This is a genomic window from Nitrospiraceae bacterium (genome assembly GCA_019637075.1).
In the GTDB taxonomy this organism is placed as follows: Bacteria; Nitrospirota; Nitrospiria; order Nitrospirales; family Nitrospiraceae; genus JAHBWI01.
Genome location: JAHBWI010000001.1, coordinates 638,248 through 656,437 on the forward strand (window position 1 = coordinate 638,248; position 18,190 = coordinate 656,437).

Sequence of the window (18,190 nt, forward strand, 5' to 3'; positions counted from 1 at the left end):
CTCCTTCCCTAGACCCTACCGCCCAAATCCTTCCGCACTAGGGTCCGCATCATGGACGGGTCGTTGTAGCCGACCTCGCTGAGCGCATCCATGAGATGCATGCCCTTTGAGGCGACGAGTTCTTTCGCTTTGGCGTAATTCTTCGCGCTGAATCGGGCCACCGCAGGCTGTCCGTTGACGATCTGGCAGGCCAGGACCTCGCCACCGACTTCCAGCGTGCCGCCCTCTTCGACCAACTTCTTGGCCTGCCCCGCCGAGATCTGGTGGAGCTGCGCAAATTCCTCGAGCCCGCCGGTCTCGACCAGCCGGCCATCCGGCATGATGCAGAGCCGTTTGAAATGCGGCGACCAATCCTTGCGAAAGTCGATATACTTGATGTCTCCGCCCTTGGCCACGGCCCGGTCCAACGTCCGATAGTCCAAACCGAGGTTTTTCTGCTCGAGCTTCTTCTTGAGCTCATCCGGCAACGTCCGGCGAAACACCTCGGCCGCTGCATCGCTCAAAGGAAGGTTTCGGGCCCGCGCGAATTGCTCGGCTTCGGCAAACTGCATGAGGTCCAGCACGAAGGTCTGCCTGGGGCCGGTTCCGCCCGCGTCGACGAGGCTCGCAAACAGGCCACGGGTCAGCAGGCCGCCTTCCTGCGGATACACGTAGACCCCACCCTCGTTGAGCAACTGCGTCATCTGGTCCAACGGCACGTCGTAGCTCTCGGACAGCACCTTGGCGTGGCCGGGCAGATCCTCCTGCAGCGTCATCGCACAGACGGTCACATTCCCCGGCGCGTCCCACTCGGAGTAGTCCTCGATCACGTTGTACAGGACCACCGGCTTCGGCTTGTCGGCCTTCTTCTTGATCTTAAACATCGGTTAGCTCGTACTCTCGTTTCTCGTCGTTTGTCCCCTACTATCCCTGACGTAAGACGGGAAACGGAAATAGGAGCCGCCGACCATTCCGTATCTCGTCAGGAATCCTTCGTCTCCCGTCTTACCTCTCACGGTTGACGTGATAATACGGCGGCAGCGTCAGCAGGCGCGCATCTTCCAACGGGCCACCGATGGTGAAATGGTAAAGCGACTGGAGTGCATGGGAGGTGATCGCCACGACCTCGTGCACCGCATCATCGAAAAAACAGCCGATCCCAGTGCCCCTTACACCGGCCGCTTCCGCTTCGAGATACAGGATCTGCCCCACCAACCCGGCTTCCCAGAACAGGCGTGGATACCACCACGGCCTTCCCGAGCGCAAGCGCCCTTCGAACTCCGCCAGCATGCCCAGCGAGAAGGCGCTGTCGCCGGCAATGTCTTGATGGCAACTGACCTGAACCGCGAGGCGTTTGGCGTCGCCTTCGAGCACCCAATAGAGCGGCAGTCCTTCTGGAGAACCAGGGGCCGGCACCCACTCCAACTCGGGGTTCATCTGTTGTCGGACGAAGGCCAGCTTCGAAGGATCGCGCAGCAGTACATACAAACCAGGCCTGAGCCCCTCCACCCGATGCACGAACAACATCAAATGAATGGCCGGATCATGGGGCCAGATATCCCAAGGAGTCGGCCGTTCGAGCGGCGGTCGTTCGACCCTGGGCATGAGCCGCTCGAGGATATGGAAAAACTGCTCAGCCGTAATCGAGGTACGGCCATCGAAGGCCACGGCGCTGCGCCGCTGGCGAATGATCGTGGCCGCGTCGATCGCGGTTCGTGAAGCATGAAGCGCCTGAGCCCGAGTGGGCAACAGTGATTCTCGCGGCACGGCCTCGCGCTCTTTAGAGGTTTTCCACGAAGCCTCTGCCGCTTCGTCGATGATGTCCCAATGGACCGCATGGTCATGACTCAGCCGATTGGGCTTCCCATGCCAGGGTCCCTCACACAGATCCTTCACCACCTCCGGATCGAGGTAGAGGGGCACCTCCCTGAGCGCCTCACGCTTCACGAACGACCCTTCACGAGTCAGATTCTTTCCAGGCCACACCAGCGCGACGCAATCGGGGTGCTCCGGCTCGACCTCGGCAAAATCCTCCGTCCGGTGTGTGCCGAACAGGCGGGCGATCGTATTCTGATCCACCCCATCGAGCAGCAACATTCTCCACCCCAACGTAGAAGCGGCAACCCTGGCGGCACCGATCGCATGGCCCACGTCATGATTGCAGTAGCGGAAGGCCCGCTCGCCGTACTTCCAGGCCTCGCGCCAATGGACAGAGGTCAGTCCGAACAGGAATGCACCGGCCGGAAAGGGTGCGAGAAGTCGCGCCAACAACTTGGGAGCAAACGCCGCGCGATATTCCAATGCATGTTCCTTCGGCGCATAGTGATACAACCCCGCGGACAGTTCCAGCCCCTCGAGGCTCGGCATGACCACGTAGCCTTCGGTTGGATGAAGATTTCCCGAGGAGGGATTGCTCCGGAGCGCCCATTCGGACTCGCCGGCCCGTTTCCAAGCTGAGAGAGCCAAAGCGAACTCGAAAAACCTGGAAAGGTTTCGAATCGTCACCGCCTGCGACGGAACAGCGGTATGATCAGAGAGCGCGTCGTATGTCGGCGAAACCGGTTTCTCATCCGCTTGGAGTAACGGCAACGGAACAAGTTCGGCTCCGAGGAAACGCCGAAAAGGATCCGGCTGGTTCGCCCAATCCAGATAGCCGAGCGAACGAGCATAGCGATTGAACTGATGCTTGGTACGATCGTGGTACCAGATCACCCGCTCGATCGGATCGGCCGAAGCAGGCCGCTCCAGCGGCTGCGTGATAGGAAGCTCGCGACTCATGATGGGAGTCTAACGACGCTCCGCTGAAAAAGTAAACGCACTCAAATACCGCAAACCGTCGTTCGTGAACCGTATCTCGTGGGAGAGGCCACCGACGATACGGCGCGATCACGTCGACCCACGCCTTCACACTTAATATCGTTCTTCTTGCTGCTCGCTCCTGATGGGATACGCTTCACGGTTCACGAGCGACGCTCCCCCTCATTGACCTCCTTTCCCCTCCCCCAGTATCCTGCGTGGATCAGACAAGATCCTCTTCACGAACCACACTCCACGAGTTGGTCATGCGCTTCGATCCGGCCCTTGCGGCACAACATGCTTTCGCACAAGCCGAACCGGAACTCGGCACCGATTGGGACGAGGCGGTCGGTTTGGAAGACACCTTTTCATCGAATGCCGGCGCAACGGCGCGGGACGCTTACGAAGAGCTGTTGGCCCTGGCCTCACGTCATGCTGGGGCTCGCTCCTTCCAGGCTTTTTGTATCTTCATTACGTGGCAGCAGGCGGCCGAAGAGACCATCGCCCGCCACTTCGAAACAGGCATCCGGCTCTGTGAGGCCTATTTTGCCGATCCGTCAGCTCAGCCGGACCCACATTTTGAGTCCGTATCGGAAATCTATCGCTCGTTCCGCGAAGGCTTGGGCCTGGAGGAAGAAGACGACCTTCATGCGGAATTTCGCAGGGACACCCCCAAGGGCGGAGACTGACAGGAGAACGTATCTCGAGAAGCGTTGATCGTCTCTGGTCGGAGACTGATAGCTTCGGGGCAGGTACGCTTCACGAGCGACGAACCATGGCCGAGAGCGACAAACACCGCGCGCGGATTTTCATGCATCGAGGCGACTTGCTGCAGGCCCGCGCCGCTTGGGAAGCTGCGGTCAAGGACGACCGGGCCACCGGGTCGCCGCGCGACCTGTCCAATAGTCTCGGGAACCTCGGCAACGCCTACGCGTTGGCCGGTGAATTCGACAAAGCCGAAGCCTGTTACAAGGAAGTCCTGAGCATTCAACGCACCGAGCAGAACCCCCACGCCATCGCCCACACGCTCGTCAATCTTGGAAATCTCCATGTCGGCGCAGGCCGCCATGAAAAGGCCCGTCCCTATTACCTGGAAGCCCTGGACCTACTGACGCCGTTGAACGATCACCGAGCGCTCGGCATCCTCTACCACAACCTGGCCATGGAGGAAGCGCGCCAACAGCGGTGGGACGACGCAGTCCGATTGTTCCAGCAGGCGCTCGATTCACACCGTGTCGTCGGCAGCGAAGACGGCCTCGCCGCGACCTTCACCCAGCTCGGCAAGACGCTCCTTGACTGCGGCCGGTCAGTCGAAGCGGAGCGTTGCTTCAACAACGCCTCGGAACACTTCATCAAGCTCGGAAATCCGGCGGGAGAAGCGGCGGTCATGCGAGAACTGGCGGATCTCTACGAAGGCCGGGGCGATACCCTGTCCGCCGTCCGTTGCGTCGAACGACTGCACCATCTGGCGTTGGGAACCGGGCGAGTGCCGTCCGCCGAAGACAAGGCGCGCCTGGCCCGGTTGCGGGCCGCCGGTAGCTGAACTGTTTCCGGTGGTGTTAGAATCCCGCGCAACGAAGGAAGGAACCACGATGGATATCAGCGCCTTTCGCCAAATGGTCGAAAAGAACCCAAAAGGCTTCTTGGGTCGCTACGGGCTCGGCAACAAGCTTGTGCAAGAGGGCGGAAGCCTGGAGGAAGCGGTGGAACACCTGACCGTCGCGACCCAACTGGATCCAACCCATATCGCCTCGCACCTCGCCTTAGGTAAAGCCTTGGTCAAACTGGGGCGACAGGTCGAAGCCAAGCCGGTCCTGAAAGCCGGGATTGACGCCGCGACGTCGGGACGATCCAACGGCGGTATGGACCTCGTACCTGAAATGCAGCAGCTCTTACGCACCTTGGGATAAGGGCCAGGAGGAAAGGGAGGCCATGGACCTCGATCAAGCCAGACAACGCATCGACGCCGCCATCACTCAGTATGGGCACCGAGCCGCCCCTATGATCGACCTCGTCATGAACGAAGTGCGATCGGACATGGGGGCCAAGGCCTTCAACGAACTGGTTGAGGAATTCGACCTCGAACTCGAATTCAACATCGCCCCGATGGAATCCGACTTCACGAATAGCTGATTCTTTCTCGCTGACGCTTCCCACTTTTTCCTTTGACCTGTCGCATTTTGCATTACCATACGTCATGCCTTTGATCTGGTGTTCCATCTCCGCGCATGGTTTCGGCCACGCCGCGCAGGTCGTCCCGGTCCTGAACGAGCTCGGCCGGCGCGTTCCGAATCTCCGCGCCCTCCTGCGCACCGAAGTACCGGCAGCCTTTTTCCAGCCCCGGCTCACGATTCCCTGGGAGCTGCGGCCGGCTCCTCAGGACATCGGCTGCATTCAAGACGGACCGCTGACCATCGACGTTGAAGGCACTTGGGCCGCTCACCGTCTCTACTTGGCAGATTGGTCCGGCAAGGTAGCGGCCGAAGCGCGTGAGATCATCGCCGCGAAAGCCACCTTGGTCCTCTCCGACATTGCCCCTCTGGGCGTGGCGGCTGGCGTAGCGGCCGGCATCCCGAGCATCGGCATGTGTTCGCTCTCCTGGGACGTCGTGTTGGAAGCCTTGCAGGCTCCCCGCGCCAACGACCACCCTGCGATCATCGAACAGATCCGAGCCGCCTATGGAGAAGCCGACCGCTTCTTGCGCGTGGCACCGGCGTTATCCGTCTCCGCGTTCCCCCAGGTGACCGAGATCGGGCCCATTGCCGAGCCGGCGCCGCCCGAGCGCGAGCGCCTCCGCCAGGCCATGGGGGCACGCGAAGCCGACCGCCTCATCCTGGTCGGATTCGGGGGCATTCCGTTGAAGCAACTTCCCTTCGCTGCGATGGAGCGCATGTCTCATGCGCGCTTCGTGCTGGATGGGGTGGTCCCGGAAGGGTATCAGCGCATTCGCTCACTATCGACGCTTGGCATGCCGTTCAAGAGCCTGCTGGCTTCATGCGATCTGATCTTCACCAAACCGGGCTACGGCACCTTCGTTGAAGCGGTAGCCTTGCGAACGCCAGTGGTCTATGTACGCCGGTTCAACTTTGCCGATGAAGAGTCGTTGATCGGCTACCTGCATCGCTTCGGGCGCGGAGCGGAGCTGTCGCGGGAGGCTTTCTCCAACGGGTTGTGGGAACCGACGATCGAGGCACTGCTCAAGACGCCGATGCCTGCCACACCTCCTCCCGCCCTGTCCGGCCCCGGCGACGCGGCCGCAATCCTCGAGAAATACTTCTAAAGTTCCGCCCCCTCACCGGCGACAGGTCGTCCCGTTCTCTCTATAATGTGCGCCGTGGGCCTACTGAGTTTTTCCATACGCGCGGTCGCGCGGCTCTGCAATCGCGTCGGCCTGCTCGCACAAGACCTCGCCTTCTTCCTCGATAACCTCCTGCCCGCGTTGCTGCCGCCTTCGACCCTGACCCGTTCGATTGCCGGTCACTATGCCCACACCTATGAGTTGACCCCGTCGTGGCTGGTCTCCCATGCGTATGAATGGCAGCTGGACGCGTGGGAACAACAGGTGGCCGACCGGTACCTACCCCGCCATGCGCGCGTACTTGTCTTGGGCGCCGGCATCGGGCGGGAATCGATCCCGTTGGCCTTATCAGGCCGGTCCGTCATCGGAATCGACATCGATCGGCGGGCTTTGCGCTTCGCCCGCGAGGGCGCGCTCCGGCTCACGAAGGGAGCGGATTTTCTGCAAGCGGATTTCTACCGGCTCCCGTTTACCGATTCATCGTTCGATGCCCTATTGTTGTTCGGGATCATGTACAGTGCCATGCCCGGCCGTCGCGCTCGACAGGCCTGGCTCCGCAGTAGCACGTCCCTGCTGCGGGAGGCAGGCTGCCTCGTCCTCTGTTTTCTCACCGAGCCTCCGGTGCGCTCACGCAGCAGGCGGCTGAGCGATCGCATCAACGGCTGGCTCTGCCGACTTCCCGGCTCAAACCACGAGTACCAGCCCGGGGACACCTGCGGCCAATCACACTTCCTCCATGCCTTCCAGGACGAACAGGAACTGCGCCAAGAAATGGGCGAGACGGGATTGGCCATCGTCGAGTTGAACTGGGGGAAGGGCTACGCCGTCCTGGCCCGAAGCGAGCTGCGAGCATAATTCCACCTCGCCTTTCGAGCGACCGGCCTACGGCAGTTCCCCATAGCCAGGACCTCGATGATTTGTTATGCTCCCGCCCCAATGGACGAGATCTATCGCAAGAGCCCGGATTTTGTGGAGCGGGACGTCGCGGGTGAATGCATCCTCGTGCCGATTCGTAAACGTGCGCAAGATGCCCGGAGCATCTACGTCCTGAACGAAACCGGCGCCGCCCTCTGGAAACGCATCGACGGTCGCCGCACTCTGGACGACATCCTGCGGGACTTCCAGGAAGAATACGATGTCGCGCCGGAACGGTTGGCACAGGATGTCGTCACACTGCTGGAGGATCTCCGTTCGATCGAGGCCATCACCATCTCGTCCTCCTGATGCCTATGGTCCACGAGACCCGGTTGCGTCACATTCCGGAACGGTTCCCCCTGGCCTGCCAGTGGGAAGTGACCTGCCGCTGCAATTTGCATTGCGTCATGTGCTACACGGACTGCTTCAACGTCCCGGAGCAGATCCGCCGCGAACTTCCCCTGAGCGACCTGCTGCGCATCCTTGATCAATTGGCCGAAGCCGGCACCTTGGAACTCTGCATCACCGGCGGCGAACCGCTGATGCGGCCGGATTTTTTCGAGTTCTACGAGCGCGCCGTCGCGTTGGGCTTTCTGGTAACCCTGTTTACGAACGGAACCCTGATCACGGAAACCGTTGCGGACCGGTTCGCCGCCTCGCCTCCGGCCCGCGTCGAAATCAGCCTCCACGGTATGACCAGCGCGACGTTCGACGCGATCACCCAAGCTTCCGGTTCTTACGACCGTTGCCGCCACGCAATCGAGTTGCTCCGCGCGCGGCACATCCCGCTGGTGTTGAAGACGACGGCGCTCACGATCAATCGAGACGAGTTGCTCCACATCAAACGGCACGCGGCGACACTCGAGGGTGTCTCCTTCAAGCTCGGGGAGGAAATCCGGCCCGCCTTGAACGGGGACGGCGACGCATTCCGCCATGCCTTGGGTCAACGGGAATTGGCTGAACTGCATGCGCAGGACAACGACCTCTCGGCTGATGCCGGCCGCGAGCGCGCCGCCGCGACCGCCCCCTGTCGAAGCGGACTGCAACGCTTCCATATCGACGCATATGGAACCCTGCAGCTCTGCTCAGGCAACCGGCGCGAAGGGTATGACCTGCGGACAGGCTCGTTCCACGACGGATTCTATCGAGCCCTCCCAACCTTCGGTTGCCCCTGGAAGCCCTCGAGCCCAATTGAGTTCCTTCAACCGGCTGGTGTTCATGGCTGACACCCGCACGGTCCCCACCCTGCAATACCGCGAGTTCAGCCGCGCCGCCCATGACCGGGCTGCCGAGCATGGCCGGGTGATCAAGGCCCAGCTGGAAGTGACCTACCGCTGCAATCTGCATTGCCGCCACTGTTACACGGACCCGCACAACAACTCGGCATACTTCCCTCGCGAATTGTCTTTTGAAGACATTTTGCGCCTCCTCGACGAGATGCGGGTGCTCGGGATCGTCTGGCTCAATCTGACCGGCGGCGACATTTTCATGCATCCCCGGTTCTTCGACATCTACGAGGCTGCCTATCGCCAAGGCTTTCTGCTGCAGCTCTACACAAACGGCACCCTGTTCACGCGCGGGGTCATCGAACGGCTTCAACAGATGCCTCCCTTCACGATCGACATCTCTTGCCACTCAGTGGACGAAGCCTCGTTCGACTGGTTCACGCAGGTGCCTGGTTCGTTTCGGGCCTTCCTGCGCGGAATCGACCTGCTCCAAGAAAGCGGCCTGCCTTATACTTTCAAGACCAAGGCCATGACCTGGAACGTCGGTGAGCTGTCCGCAATCAAAGCCTTCGTCGAATCGCATGGGCAACGGTTTACCTTCACCACAACGCTCTCGCCTCGGCTAGACGGAGACTGTGGTCCCCTGGCACTTAGACTCCCCCCTGAACGGATCGTGGCGTTGGAATCGGAGGGGCGCGACGAGTTCCCCGGGAGGAACTGCGGCGCGCAATTACCTGGGGACATTCCATCCGATCGCTTATATCGTTGCGGCTGCGGCACCGACACGATACACATCAATGCCTGGGGAGAACTCGGAGCCTGCACGATGGAATATGAGCATCGCCTCCCGCTTCATAACCGTCCCCTTGCGGAGGCTCTCACAGAGCTGTTCGCATCGATTCGCCGACGGCGGTATGAGACCGACAGCCCTTGCCGGACCTGCCAGGTCACCGCACTCTGTGACAAGAAGCCGACTGATGCGCGCCGTGAATACGGGACGGCGGAGGCGCCGATCGTCCACGCCTGTGCAGTAGCCGTCGGACGGGCGGCACGATTGGGATTGCCGATCGTGCATCCGTTGCAACCGCAGGCGAAGCACGCTGGATAAAATGAACCGGACCAAGCGACCCTATCAACCTACGCAAGTCTTTCGCGTGGCGCTCGAGCCGGACCAGGCCATCTTGACGTCCTGCAGCATCGCCGCGATGAGCTTCATCGGCAAGGGCAACGCGCGATGCAAGTCGCCGCTGCAAGTGCCGCCATTGTGATGCAAGAACGGCAGTTCCTCCGGCATGGGCGGTGGGGACTCAGACGCCACACAGTCGTAAAGGATAGAATACGATGACACAGAAAAAAGCCTATCAAGCTCCGCAGTTATTTCGTGTCGAACTCAATCCTGAACAGGCGATCCTGACTCAATGCAGCACCATGACGATGAACACCGTTGCAGGCTTCGGTTCCAACACCTGCAGGGGTACCGGGACCTTCCCCTGCAAACAGGGCGACATGACGTTCGGCGTGGGAGACAGCGGGCCCCGCCTCTCATGAATGACAGGCTATGACATTCACGCTGTCCATCGCAGGACTGGCCATACGGGTCACAGAACCGGAGAACCGCCCAACGGTTGCGTGGCCGTTGCGGCCGTTCGAGCGATTCCTAGCCGATAACGCAACGCCGCCGGACATCACCGCGACCGTGGACGTCACGGAACGCTTGCCGGACCTGCCTCGGGCCGATGTTCGCTTCGACGCGGAAGCAGGCCTCTGGACCTTGTTCTCCGCCTCAGACGGCTATGTGCTCGAATGCCGAGATCCCCTGACCTTGGCCCCCCGCAGCCTGGCAGTGATTTCCTCGGATTTTCGGAGCCTCCGCATCTGGACGACATCAAACGGCCTTCCGGGGACCTGGAGTTGGGCACCGATGCAGGTGTTCAATCCCATGCTGGAGGTCGCCTATGTCACGTTGCTGGGTCGCCGCGGCGGGTGCCTCATCCATGCATCCGGCAGCGTCATCGACGGCTGCGGATACCTCTTCAGCGGCCACTCAGGAGCCGGCAAATCCACGCTGGCTGCCATGTTTGCCGATCAAGGCGCGGTCGTGCTGAGCGACGAACGACTGGTGCTGACGCGGGAAACTGATGGATACCTCATGCACGGCACACCCTGGGTCGGATCAGGGCAATATGCGGCCAACGCCGCGGGACCGCTCACCGCGCTCTACACAATCGCCCACGGTCGCCACGGTCACCGGCTCGACAACCCCAGCCGAGGCATGTTGCTGTCGCAGCTGCTGCAGCAGACTTTCCTGCCGCAGTGGGATCGTGAGGCGATGGGCGGGACGTTGGCGTTCCTTGAAGCCTGTCTCCGCGAAACGTCTCACGGGCGCCTGACCTTCCAGAACGATCCGTCCGTGGTGGCGTTTGTACGCAGGACCCGGCCCGCGGGCTCAATGGTGGCCCCATGAGAACCCGGCCGCTGGACGACTTCATCGAGCGCCATGCGGTCCATTCGGCGGCAGCGCGCCGCCCCGAAGGCGTCACATTCGAACTGAGCTACGGATGCAACCTCCGCTGCGTGCATTGCGCCAATCCCACCCATCGAGCCTTGCCTGCCGAGCTGTCCACCGAAGAGATCTGTGGCATCCTTGAACAGATCGCCTCGCTCGGCGTGATGACCGTGACCTTCACGGGAGGCGAGCCGACGGTCAGGCCGGACCTGCTTCAGATTCTCGACCACACGCAACGGCAGGGCCTGCTGATCCAACTTCTCACCAACGCGACCAGACTCACACCTCAGCTCCTCGATCGCCTCGAGTGCCTCCCCGTGACTTCACTCAACGTCTCGATCTACGGCGCCACGGCGGAACGGTACGAGGCCATGACCGGCATCCCCGGCTCCTATGCCCAATTCCGCCTGGGCCTGCAGCTGCTTGCGACGCGCCGGCTACCGGTGACCCTGCGCATGCCCGTCACCAGCGTGAACGTGGACGACCTCGTCGCTTGCCGCGACCTGGCTGATTCGCTCGGACTCCCGTTCCAATATTGTCTCGACATTACACCGCGCACGGACGGCGATCTCACACCCCTGACCTATCGTCTGGATCCACTCACGAAGGCAGAGATCGATCATCGTCTGCTGGCCGGCCGCCTGGCGGCCTGGGTGCCGGACCGCTGTAACCCCGACCGGCCCTTTATCTCCTGCGCTTGCGGCCAAAGCCGGTTTGCCGTTACGCCCTACGGCCACATGAACCTCTGCATCGGATTCCCCTTCCCCGGCTACAATCTGCGTACCGGCACGATCCGGGAGGGATGGGACGTGTTGAAGCGAACGGTCGATGAGGCAACCCCGAATGAGCGCGATCGCTGCCCCAGTTGCGACCTCCAGCGCTTCTGCCGCCAGGGCCGCGCCGACGCTTGGCTGGAAACCGGGGATATGAGCCGTTGCCTCCCGCACTTCAAACAATGGGCACAAGCACTCGAAGCCACCCATGCGCTCCTTGACCCTCGACGTCCTCGTTGACCGATACGCCGCCGTCAGCGACGCGAATCGCCGTCGCCTCGACGCGTTAGCCGGGCTGCTGGATCGGTTCGCCTCGCAGGGCATCGAAGTCATGTTGCTCAAGGGGGCCGACCTGCTCCTGCGCTGTTACGGCCCGAAGGGCACACGACCGCTGGCCGACATCGACCTTCTCGCGCGCGAGCGTGATCTACCGACCCTCGACCGCTGCCTGCGAGAATCCTCATTCAGGCCGCTGATCGACGGGAACCCCGCCTATGCCTGCCCTTCCACCGGACTCATCCTCGACATCACGACCACGCTGTGGTACCTCGACGAGGCTTCGCTGGACACAGTATGGCGGCGGGCGATGCCGCAACCCGTCGGCTCCGCACAGGCGCTCGTCATGTCGGGCGAGGACTTGCTGATTCATCTGACCGCTTACAGCGTTCTGCATCGCGGGCACCTCTCCGAATCATTCATGCAGGACCTCTCGCAGTTGACACGTACGGTGTCCCTGGATTGGGATCGCATTCTGCAAGACTCGGCCTCCTGGGATCTGCAGATGCCGTTGCGTCACGCCTTCACGACCGCTCTGGCCAACAGACCTGAGCCCCTCATTCCGGACTGGGTACTGTCGCGCCTGACTCCCGCGTCGCAGCGCGATCGCCTGTGGCTGGCGCTGTTGAGCAGACTCGTCACAGGACCGCCCATCGCCGAAGTGGGACATCTCTTGCTGCTGCTGTCGCAGCCGTCCGGTCGCCGTTGGGTGTGGCTCCGCAACACCCTGTTCCCCACGCGCACGTTCCTCGGCTATCGCTACGGCGAGTCGGCCGCACATCAGCCTTGGCGAACAAGACTGCGGCGATGGCGGGATCTCTTCCGTGCGGCGGCGGTCCTTGGCTGCCGCGTGATGGCTCGGCTTGCAGGCGGCACGGAAGCGTCGCTTCGCAGACGAGAGCCGCTCGAGTCGGTGCCGGCAACCGCCGCGATTTCTGCCGCGGACCTATCTGAACAGGTCCCCCTTTCGCTGATCGGCAACCGTGTGACCTTTCGTGTCGCCTCCGACAGCATGACGCCCACACTGCAAGCGGGCGACGAGCTCACCATCGGTCCGGCAACCGGCCTTCGCATCGGTGACCTCGTGCTGTATGAAAGCGAGGAAGGATTGGTCTGTCACCGGCTGCGCGCCACGAACGAAGCCGGCGAACTTGTCATGAGCGGCGACGCAGCGCCTTCGGCAACGGAGGCCGTCGACGGCGCTCGGGTGAAAGGTCTCGTCAGCGCCGTCATCCCACGCCGCGCATCCCAACAGTACCTGCGGCACCTGGTCCGACAAGCCGGCCGCCGGCTGCTCTTGGGCCCACTCGGGCGGATCGGCGTTGCGCTGCTCATGCCCTGGCTCACGGTCACGATCTGCGCCCGCACCTCGATCCGATCAATGGCGCTGTGGCACCCGATCGACCGTGCTCGTGGACTCTCGCGGCGGACACTCGAAACACGACTCGCGAAAACGGCGGCGGATCAGCGCCCATTGTCGTTGCGCGTGTCCTTCGGCTCGACAATGCTCGGCTCATTGGAGTGCGCCTCAGGCCGCATCGAAGTCGGTGCCGTCGGTCGGCGATTCGGTCTCGATCGTCTTTTTCATGAGATCGCCGATCGTCCCTCCTGAAGCGGGCAATCCCCTCCCTCTGAGGACAGCTTCAGAACCCAATTCAAGCCCGCAACAAAAGTTCTGGATTCCTGCGCACTTAAACACAAATCCTTTTGGCCGTTTCGCACGTAGAGTGTTATAGTGTGGCGTGTTACGGAGCCGCGCGTTGAGCATGAGACGACCGAGCTAATGGACGCCAGTTCCCCCCACGCCGCTTCAACCATCGATCCCAAGCTGTTGGCCCGTGTGGCCAAGGGCGATCACCAGGCCTTCAGCCAGCTCTACGACCAATCGAGCACGCTGCTGTATACGCTCGCATTCCGCATTCTCGGCGACCGCGAAGAAGCTGCCGAGTTGATTCAGGAAGTCTATTTGGAAGTCTGGCGCAAGATTGCCCGATATGACGCAGGCCGTGGCACGCCGATCGCCTGGTTGGTCACTCTGACCAGGAGCCGCGCGATCGACCGGCTCCGTTCCCGCTCGTCGCGCGGCCAACGCCTGACTGTAGATTCGCTGGAACATCCGCTGGTCTCCCAGACCCCGGACGTCAGCCCTAACCCGCAAGAGGCGCAGGAGGACCTTCAACTGCGGCAGGTCATGGCGAAGGCGATCCTTGAACTGCCCGGACCGCAGCAGCAGGCGATCGAGATGGCGTTTTATCAAGGACTCACGCATCAGGAAATTGCAGCCAAACTAAATCAACCGCTCGGCACGGTGAAGACGCGCATCAAACTGGCAATGAGCAAACTGCGGGCCTCGCTCCATCCGGTACTGCACCCGGATACGGCTCTATGACGCACGAAGAACTTGAAGAAGCGGTCCCCCTCTATGCCATCGGCGCGTTGGAACGCACCGAACGGCAGGCGATCGAAGCCCACCTCCTGTCCGGTTGCGCGACCTGCCATGCCTCGTTGAAGGATTACCAGACCGTGGCGGCCCTGTTGCCCTTCGGGCTCACCCCCAGCACCCCGCCGGCGTCGCTCAAAGCGCAAGTCATGGCGGCTCGCAACCCGGTCGCGGCAGTGGCGGTTCCCGAAAAGCCTGCGCCGCGCAGCAGCCTCGAACCGGGGGAATGGATGAACCATCTTTTCCCGCCGATCTCGCCGGTCCGCTCCTGGCCCTTCCGCTTGGCCATGGGTTTGGCCAGCCTCCTCATCGTGGGCGGCGCCACCTACTTGGGTTGGCTCTACTACGCGCAGACGGCCTCGAACTCGGGCCAGATCGAACAATTGCAGGCCACGCTGCAGAAGGAGGCGGCGCGCGCGACCGCGCTGCAGACCGATCTCAAACAGCGGGAGCAGCACGAAGGGGAATTGAAAGCTGAGTTGGATCAACGAACCGCGGAAATCACGGATTTGCGGGATCAATTGATTCAGCGTGATGCGGAGGCCGACGACCTTCGTACGCAACTGGCGCAGCGCGATTCCTCAATGCAGCGTCTCGTGCGGCAGAATGAGGAATTCACGAACTTTCTAAAGAGTCCCGCGTCGAAAGTGGTGTCACTGGCCGGCTCCGATATGGCCAAGGAAGCGGGCGCGTTCCTGCTCTTCGACCCCGTCACCAAGCGGGCCTGGCTCTACGCGTTCAACCTGCCCGCCCTCCCAAGCGGCAAGGTCTACCAACTCTGGGCCATCGACGACAAACCGGTGAGCGCCGGCATCTTCGGACTCGACTCCGGGCAAAAGGGCCGCCTCCTGATCAAGAGCCTGCCAGATTTCACCCGCATGAAGAAATTTGCGGTGAGCGTGGAACCGGACGGGGGCCGCCCGCAGCCGACCGGAGCGATCTATCTCATCGGTCAGACCTAGCCTCTCCTTTTCTGCGGCTGCTCCGTGCTAGCATGCCCGCCGACATGCCCATTCAAGACGACGATCTTCGATATATGCGCCAAGCCCTGGACTTGGCCCGCAAGGCACCGCTGATCGGCGAAGTGCCGATCGCCGCCCTCCTCGTGCGCGACGGTGCAGTCCTCGCGAGTGCCCACAACCGGCGCGAAACCTGGCAAGACCCGACAGCCCACGCTGAGATGATGGTGATCCGCGATGCGGCTGGCGCCACCGGAAGCTGGCGTCTCACCGAAACCACTCTCTACGTGACATTGGAGCCCTGCACCATGTGCATCGGTGCCATCGTGCTCGCCCGGATTCCTCGCTTGGTCTTCGGAGCATGGGACCCGAAAGCGGGCGCCTGCGGCTCCGTAATCAATATTCCTCCTGAACCCCGACTCAATCACCGCGTGGAGGTCGAGGCCGGACTGTTGGCCGAAGAAAGCCAAAGCTTACTGCAGGAATTTTTTCGACAATTGCGGAAGGAATCGCTGCTGCGCAATGAGGAGAATTAACCGGGCAGACGGGGCGACCACTCGCACATCTGCAGTCGACAGTCCGCTCCGTCGAAGGCAATCGCCCCCACCAGCCCATCCGGAATGTCCAAGGCTCGGATGTGCCACTGGGTCGAGTAAAGAGTGCCATCGCTCGGCATGATGAGTCCCTGCCGATCCGTCTCCCACTGCACGGTGAATCGCTGCAGGCCTTCGGCGAGACCGGTTCCACGTCCTTTCAGGAATGCTTCCTTGGCCGTCCAGTAACGATAGAACAGCCGGCGTCTTGTTTCCCCCTCGACTTCCGCCACCTGACGCGCTTCAGCGGGAGAAAAAAACCGCTGTGCCAGTTCCAGTTCGTTCAGGCCCTCGCGGCTCGATTCGATATCGACTCCGACCTCTCGCACCCAGGCCACCGCAATCGTCGCATGGTCACCGGAGTGGGATAGGCTGAACCGTAAGGCAGCCGCGGTTCCAACCTCATCAAGCAAGAACGGCTTGCCATAGGCCCCCATCTGAAACTGTAAGGCTTTTGGATCGCGGCCGGCATAGGCCCCGAGGATCACGCGAAGCAGTCCGTGAGAAAGGAGGAATCGCCGTCGATCGCGCGGGAACGCGAACCGGCGCTCCCGGGCCGCCTCCTCTGCGGAGAGCAGCTCACGAAAGCGATCCGCCTGCGTTTCATAGCGGCTCAGCGGGCAGAACCAGACGTGAAGATCGTGCGAGCCGAGGGGAACGACCGAGGGGGCGAGGGTATCGTTGCTTGAGAGAGTCATACCGATCGGGACGGATCAACCGGCCCCGCCGCCGGCAGCCGGCCGCAGAACCGGCTTCAATTGCGCCGTGCTCCGGCCGGTAACGGCACGCGAACTCTGAAGGGTGACCTCGGCGATTCTCCCCTCATCCAATTTCAACACGCGATCACCCAAGTGAAAGTAGCGATCATCATGGGTCACAACGATAACGCCCTTTCCACGGGCCCGTAAGGCAGGCAGCAGCTCGCCATAAAAGATTTCCTTGTACTGGGGATCCTGATCGGCTGCCCATTCATCGAACACATAAAAAGGCCGATCCTCCAACATCGCCGTCACCAACGCCAGCCGCTTGCGCTGGCCCTGGGAGAGATTCACGGTGGAGTATTCCCCGTCTTGGATCGTCACTTTATGCTGGATACGCAAGGCCTTCAGCCATTCATCCGCCTGATCGGCAACCAGGCCCGGATCCAACCCCAACAACCGCTTGAACAGATAGAAGTCTGAAAAGACTGCAGCGAAATGCTGGCGGTACCAATCCTGCGTCTCCGCCGCGATCGTTTCCCCGTTCATTCGAACGGCTCCCGACTGAGGCCTATACAGTCCCGTCAGGAGCTTCACGAAGGTCGATTTGCCGCTCCCGTTGCCGCCCACGACGAACAACAATTCCCCCGTCTCGATCGCGAGGTCGATCGGCCCAAGGGTAAACTGACGATCGTCGTCCTTGCCCGCTTCGTATGTGAACTGAGCGGCGGAAAACTCGATGCGGTGCGGCCCCTTGTCGATCAGGCGATCGGCCCCACCTTCCTTGCTGCTGCCGTCCAGTTCGACACCCAACTCCTCGATCTTTTCCAGCGCAATTCGCCCTCGGCTCATGGTTGGCACCATCCCGATCACTCCCCACATGGGGCCGATCATGTAGAGCATGGCGAAAGCATAGCCGGTCAGGGACTCGCCGGAAAGGGATAGGAGCGAAGGAAAGACCAGCAGGATCATGCCGATCAATCCGTAAAAGAGCAGCTGGGTCCAGCATTCGGAGTACAAATATTGCTTCGTGGCCGCAAGATTGCTGGCGCGCATGGCCTGAACGGCCTGCTCAACGTCGGTGGAAACGAAGGCTTCCCGTCTCGCCCGATGCAGCATGAGTTCCTTGGTGCCCTCGGTCAGGCTTCGAAAGTGACCGAACAGCGTCCCCTTGGCCTCACGGACGGCCAGCGAGGAATCCAAGAGCCGATTGTACAGTTGGCGGTAGCCGAGAAGCCCGAGCACCGACAGGATCACTACTCCCGCAAACGCCTGCCAGGACAACCATGCCAAATACGCGGAGCAACCGGCAATGATGGCCAGATTGACCGCCAGGCCCGGCAGGCAATTCACCGCCCAGGCGAGCGCGTTGGTATCCTCCGTCAGCGTCGCGAGAATGGCAGGGGCGCCGCGCGTCTCCAGGGTCCGGTATGGAGCGCGAATGATCTTCCAACAGAGCCCCATTCCCAAGCGCGTGATCGTGTCCTGCGCGAACTTCACCAACAGAAGTTGTGAGGCGTAATTCGCACCGACTTTGAGAAGAGCAAGCCCGATGAAAGCGGCTCCAAGCAGCCGTGGGACCGAGCCTCCGGCGCTGATCAGTTTGTTGATCACCGCCAACAACCCGACGCTCGACAAACCGGCCGCAATCCCGGCCAGCACCATGAACAGCATCATGGACCGCGCATCGCGCAGGAGGAACTGAAGAAACCGCACCGTTTTCATCATGGT

At 61.7% G+C, this 18,190-nt stretch carries 21 protein-coding genes; 17 read left to right on the forward strand and 4 right to left on the reverse strand.

The window, feature by feature from the left end:
- Positions 1-8 precede the first annotated feature (8 nt).
- Both KF814_03070 and KF814_03075 read right to left on the reverse strand, forming a co-directional pair.
- Positions 9-863, reverse strand: coding sequence for a hypothetical protein (locus tag KF814_03070; protein MBX3235110.1), 855 nt, complete (start codon positions 861-863; stop codon positions 9-11).
- 121 nt (positions 864-984) lie between these two features.
- Positions 985-2,757, reverse strand: coding sequence for a SagB/ThcOx family dehydrogenase (locus KF814_03075; protein MBX3235111.1), 1,773 nt, complete (start codon positions 2,755-2,757; stop codon positions 985-987).
- A 284-nt stretch (positions 2,758-3,041) separates the two neighbouring features.
- Here KF814_03075 and KF814_03080 point away from each other — a divergent pair, with 284 nt between their 5' ends.
- From KF814_03080 to tadA, 17 genes are all read left to right on the forward strand, one after another.
- Positions 3,042-3,464 (forward strand): hypothetical protein, encoded by a 423-nt coding sequence (locus KF814_03080; protein ID MBX3235112.1) that lies wholly within the window; start codon positions 3,042-3,044, stop codon positions 3,462-3,464.
- Between the two features lie 86 nt (positions 3,465-3,550).
- Positions 3,551-4,318 (forward strand): tetratricopeptide repeat protein, encoded by a 768-nt coding sequence (locus tag KF814_03085; GenBank protein MBX3235113.1) that lies wholly within the window; start codon positions 3,551-3,553, stop codon positions 4,316-4,318.
- Positions 4,319-4,367: 49 nt separating this feature from the next.
- Entirely contained in the window at positions 4,368-4,685 is a 318-nt protein-coding gene (locus tag KF814_03090; protein MBX3235114.1) for a tetratricopeptide repeat protein, read from the forward strand.
- A gap of 22 nt (positions 4,686-4,707) precedes the next feature.
- Positions 4,708-4,908, forward strand: coding sequence for a hypothetical protein (locus tag KF814_03095; GenBank protein MBX3235115.1), 201 nt, complete (start codon positions 4,708-4,710; stop codon positions 4,906-4,908).
- A 64-nt stretch (positions 4,909-4,972) separates the two neighbouring features.
- A complete protein-coding gene (locus KF814_03100) occupies positions 4,973-6,055 on the forward strand; it encodes a hypothetical protein (protein ID MBX3235116.1) in 1,083 nt (360 codons plus the stop codon).
- Between the two features lie 54 nt (positions 6,056-6,109).
- Entirely contained in the window at positions 6,110-6,928 is an 819-nt protein-coding gene (locus KF814_03105; GenBank protein ID MBX3235117.1) for a class I SAM-dependent methyltransferase, read from the forward strand.
- A 57-nt stretch (positions 6,929-6,985) separates the two neighbouring features.
- The gene (locus KF814_03110) at positions 6,986-7,297 is read left to right on the forward strand and encodes a PqqD family protein (protein MBX3235118.1); all 312 of its coding nucleotides are present in this window, start codon (positions 6,986-6,988) and stop codon (positions 7,295-7,297) included.
- A gap of 5 nt (positions 7,298-7,302) precedes the next feature.
- Entirely contained in the window at positions 7,303-8,214 is a 912-nt protein-coding gene (locus tag KF814_03115; GenBank protein ID MBX3235119.1) for a radical SAM protein, read from the forward strand.
- Positions 8,207-9,322: a radical SAM protein gene (locus tag KF814_03120; protein ID MBX3235120.1), complete on the forward strand. Its 1,116-nt coding sequence runs from the start codon at positions 8,207-8,209 to the stop codon at positions 9,320-9,322. The genes KF814_03115 and KF814_03120 overlap by 8 nt, the downstream gene beginning before the upstream one ends.
- 1 nt (position 9,323) lies before the next feature.
- Positions 9,324-9,482 carry a hypothetical protein gene (locus KF814_03125; GenBank protein MBX3235121.1) on the forward strand — a complete coding sequence of 53 codons (159 nt, stop codon included), beginning with the start codon at positions 9,324-9,326 and terminating at the stop codon, positions 9,480-9,482.
- A gap of 73 nt (positions 9,483-9,555) precedes the next feature.
- Entirely contained in the window at positions 9,556-9,762 is a 207-nt protein-coding gene (locus tag KF814_03130; GenBank protein ID MBX3235122.1) for a hypothetical protein, read from the forward strand.
- 10 nt (positions 9,763-9,772) lie between these two features.
- The gene (locus KF814_03135; protein MBX3235123.1) at positions 9,773-10,678 is read left to right on the forward strand and encodes a hypothetical protein; all 906 of its coding nucleotides are present in this window, start codon (positions 9,773-9,775) and stop codon (positions 10,676-10,678) included.
- On the forward strand, positions 10,675-11,733 hold the full coding sequence (locus KF814_03140) for a radical SAM protein (protein ID MBX3235124.1): 1,059 nt from the start codon (positions 10,675-10,677) through the stop codon (positions 11,731-11,733). The genes KF814_03135 and KF814_03140 overlap by 4 nt, the downstream gene beginning before the upstream one ends.
- Positions 11,702-13,381 (forward strand): nucleotidyltransferase family protein, encoded by a 1,680-nt coding sequence (locus tag KF814_03145; GenBank protein ID MBX3235125.1) that lies wholly within the window; start codon positions 11,702-11,704, stop codon positions 13,379-13,381. Before KF814_03140 ends, KF814_03145 begins: the two co-directional genes overlap by 32 nt.
- Before the next feature lie 171 nt (positions 13,382-13,552).
- On the forward strand, positions 13,553-14,158 hold the full coding sequence (locus KF814_03150; GenBank protein ID MBX3235126.1) for a sigma-70 family RNA polymerase sigma factor: 606 nt from the start codon (positions 13,553-13,555) through the stop codon (positions 14,156-14,158).
- Complete coding sequence (locus tag KF814_03155) at positions 14,155-15,171, forward strand: anti-sigma factor (GenBank protein MBX3235127.1); 1,017 nt, start codon at positions 14,155-14,157, stop codon at positions 15,169-15,171. Before KF814_03150 ends, KF814_03155 begins: the two co-directional genes overlap by 4 nt.
- A 44-nt stretch (positions 15,172-15,215) precedes the next feature.
- On the forward strand, positions 15,216-15,704 hold the full coding sequence (gene tadA / locus KF814_03160; protein MBX3235128.1) for a tRNA adenosine(34) deaminase TadA: 489 nt from the start codon (positions 15,216-15,218) through the stop codon (positions 15,702-15,704).
- Here the strand turns inward: tadA and KF814_03165 are convergent.
- Positions 15,701-16,459, reverse strand: a complete 759-nt coding sequence (locus tag KF814_03165) for a 4'-phosphopantetheinyl transferase superfamily protein (protein ID MBX3235129.1) — start codon at positions 16,457-16,459, stop codon at positions 15,701-15,703. The two genes, tadA and KF814_03165, sit on opposite strands and share 4 nt — an antisense overlap.
- Positions 16,460-16,474: 15 nt before the next feature.
- Positions 16,475-18,187 (reverse strand): cyclic peptide export ABC transporter, encoded by a 1,713-nt coding sequence (locus KF814_03170; protein ID MBX3235130.1) that lies wholly within the window; start codon positions 18,185-18,187, stop codon positions 16,475-16,477.
- Positions 18,188-18,190: the final 3 nt, after the last annotated feature.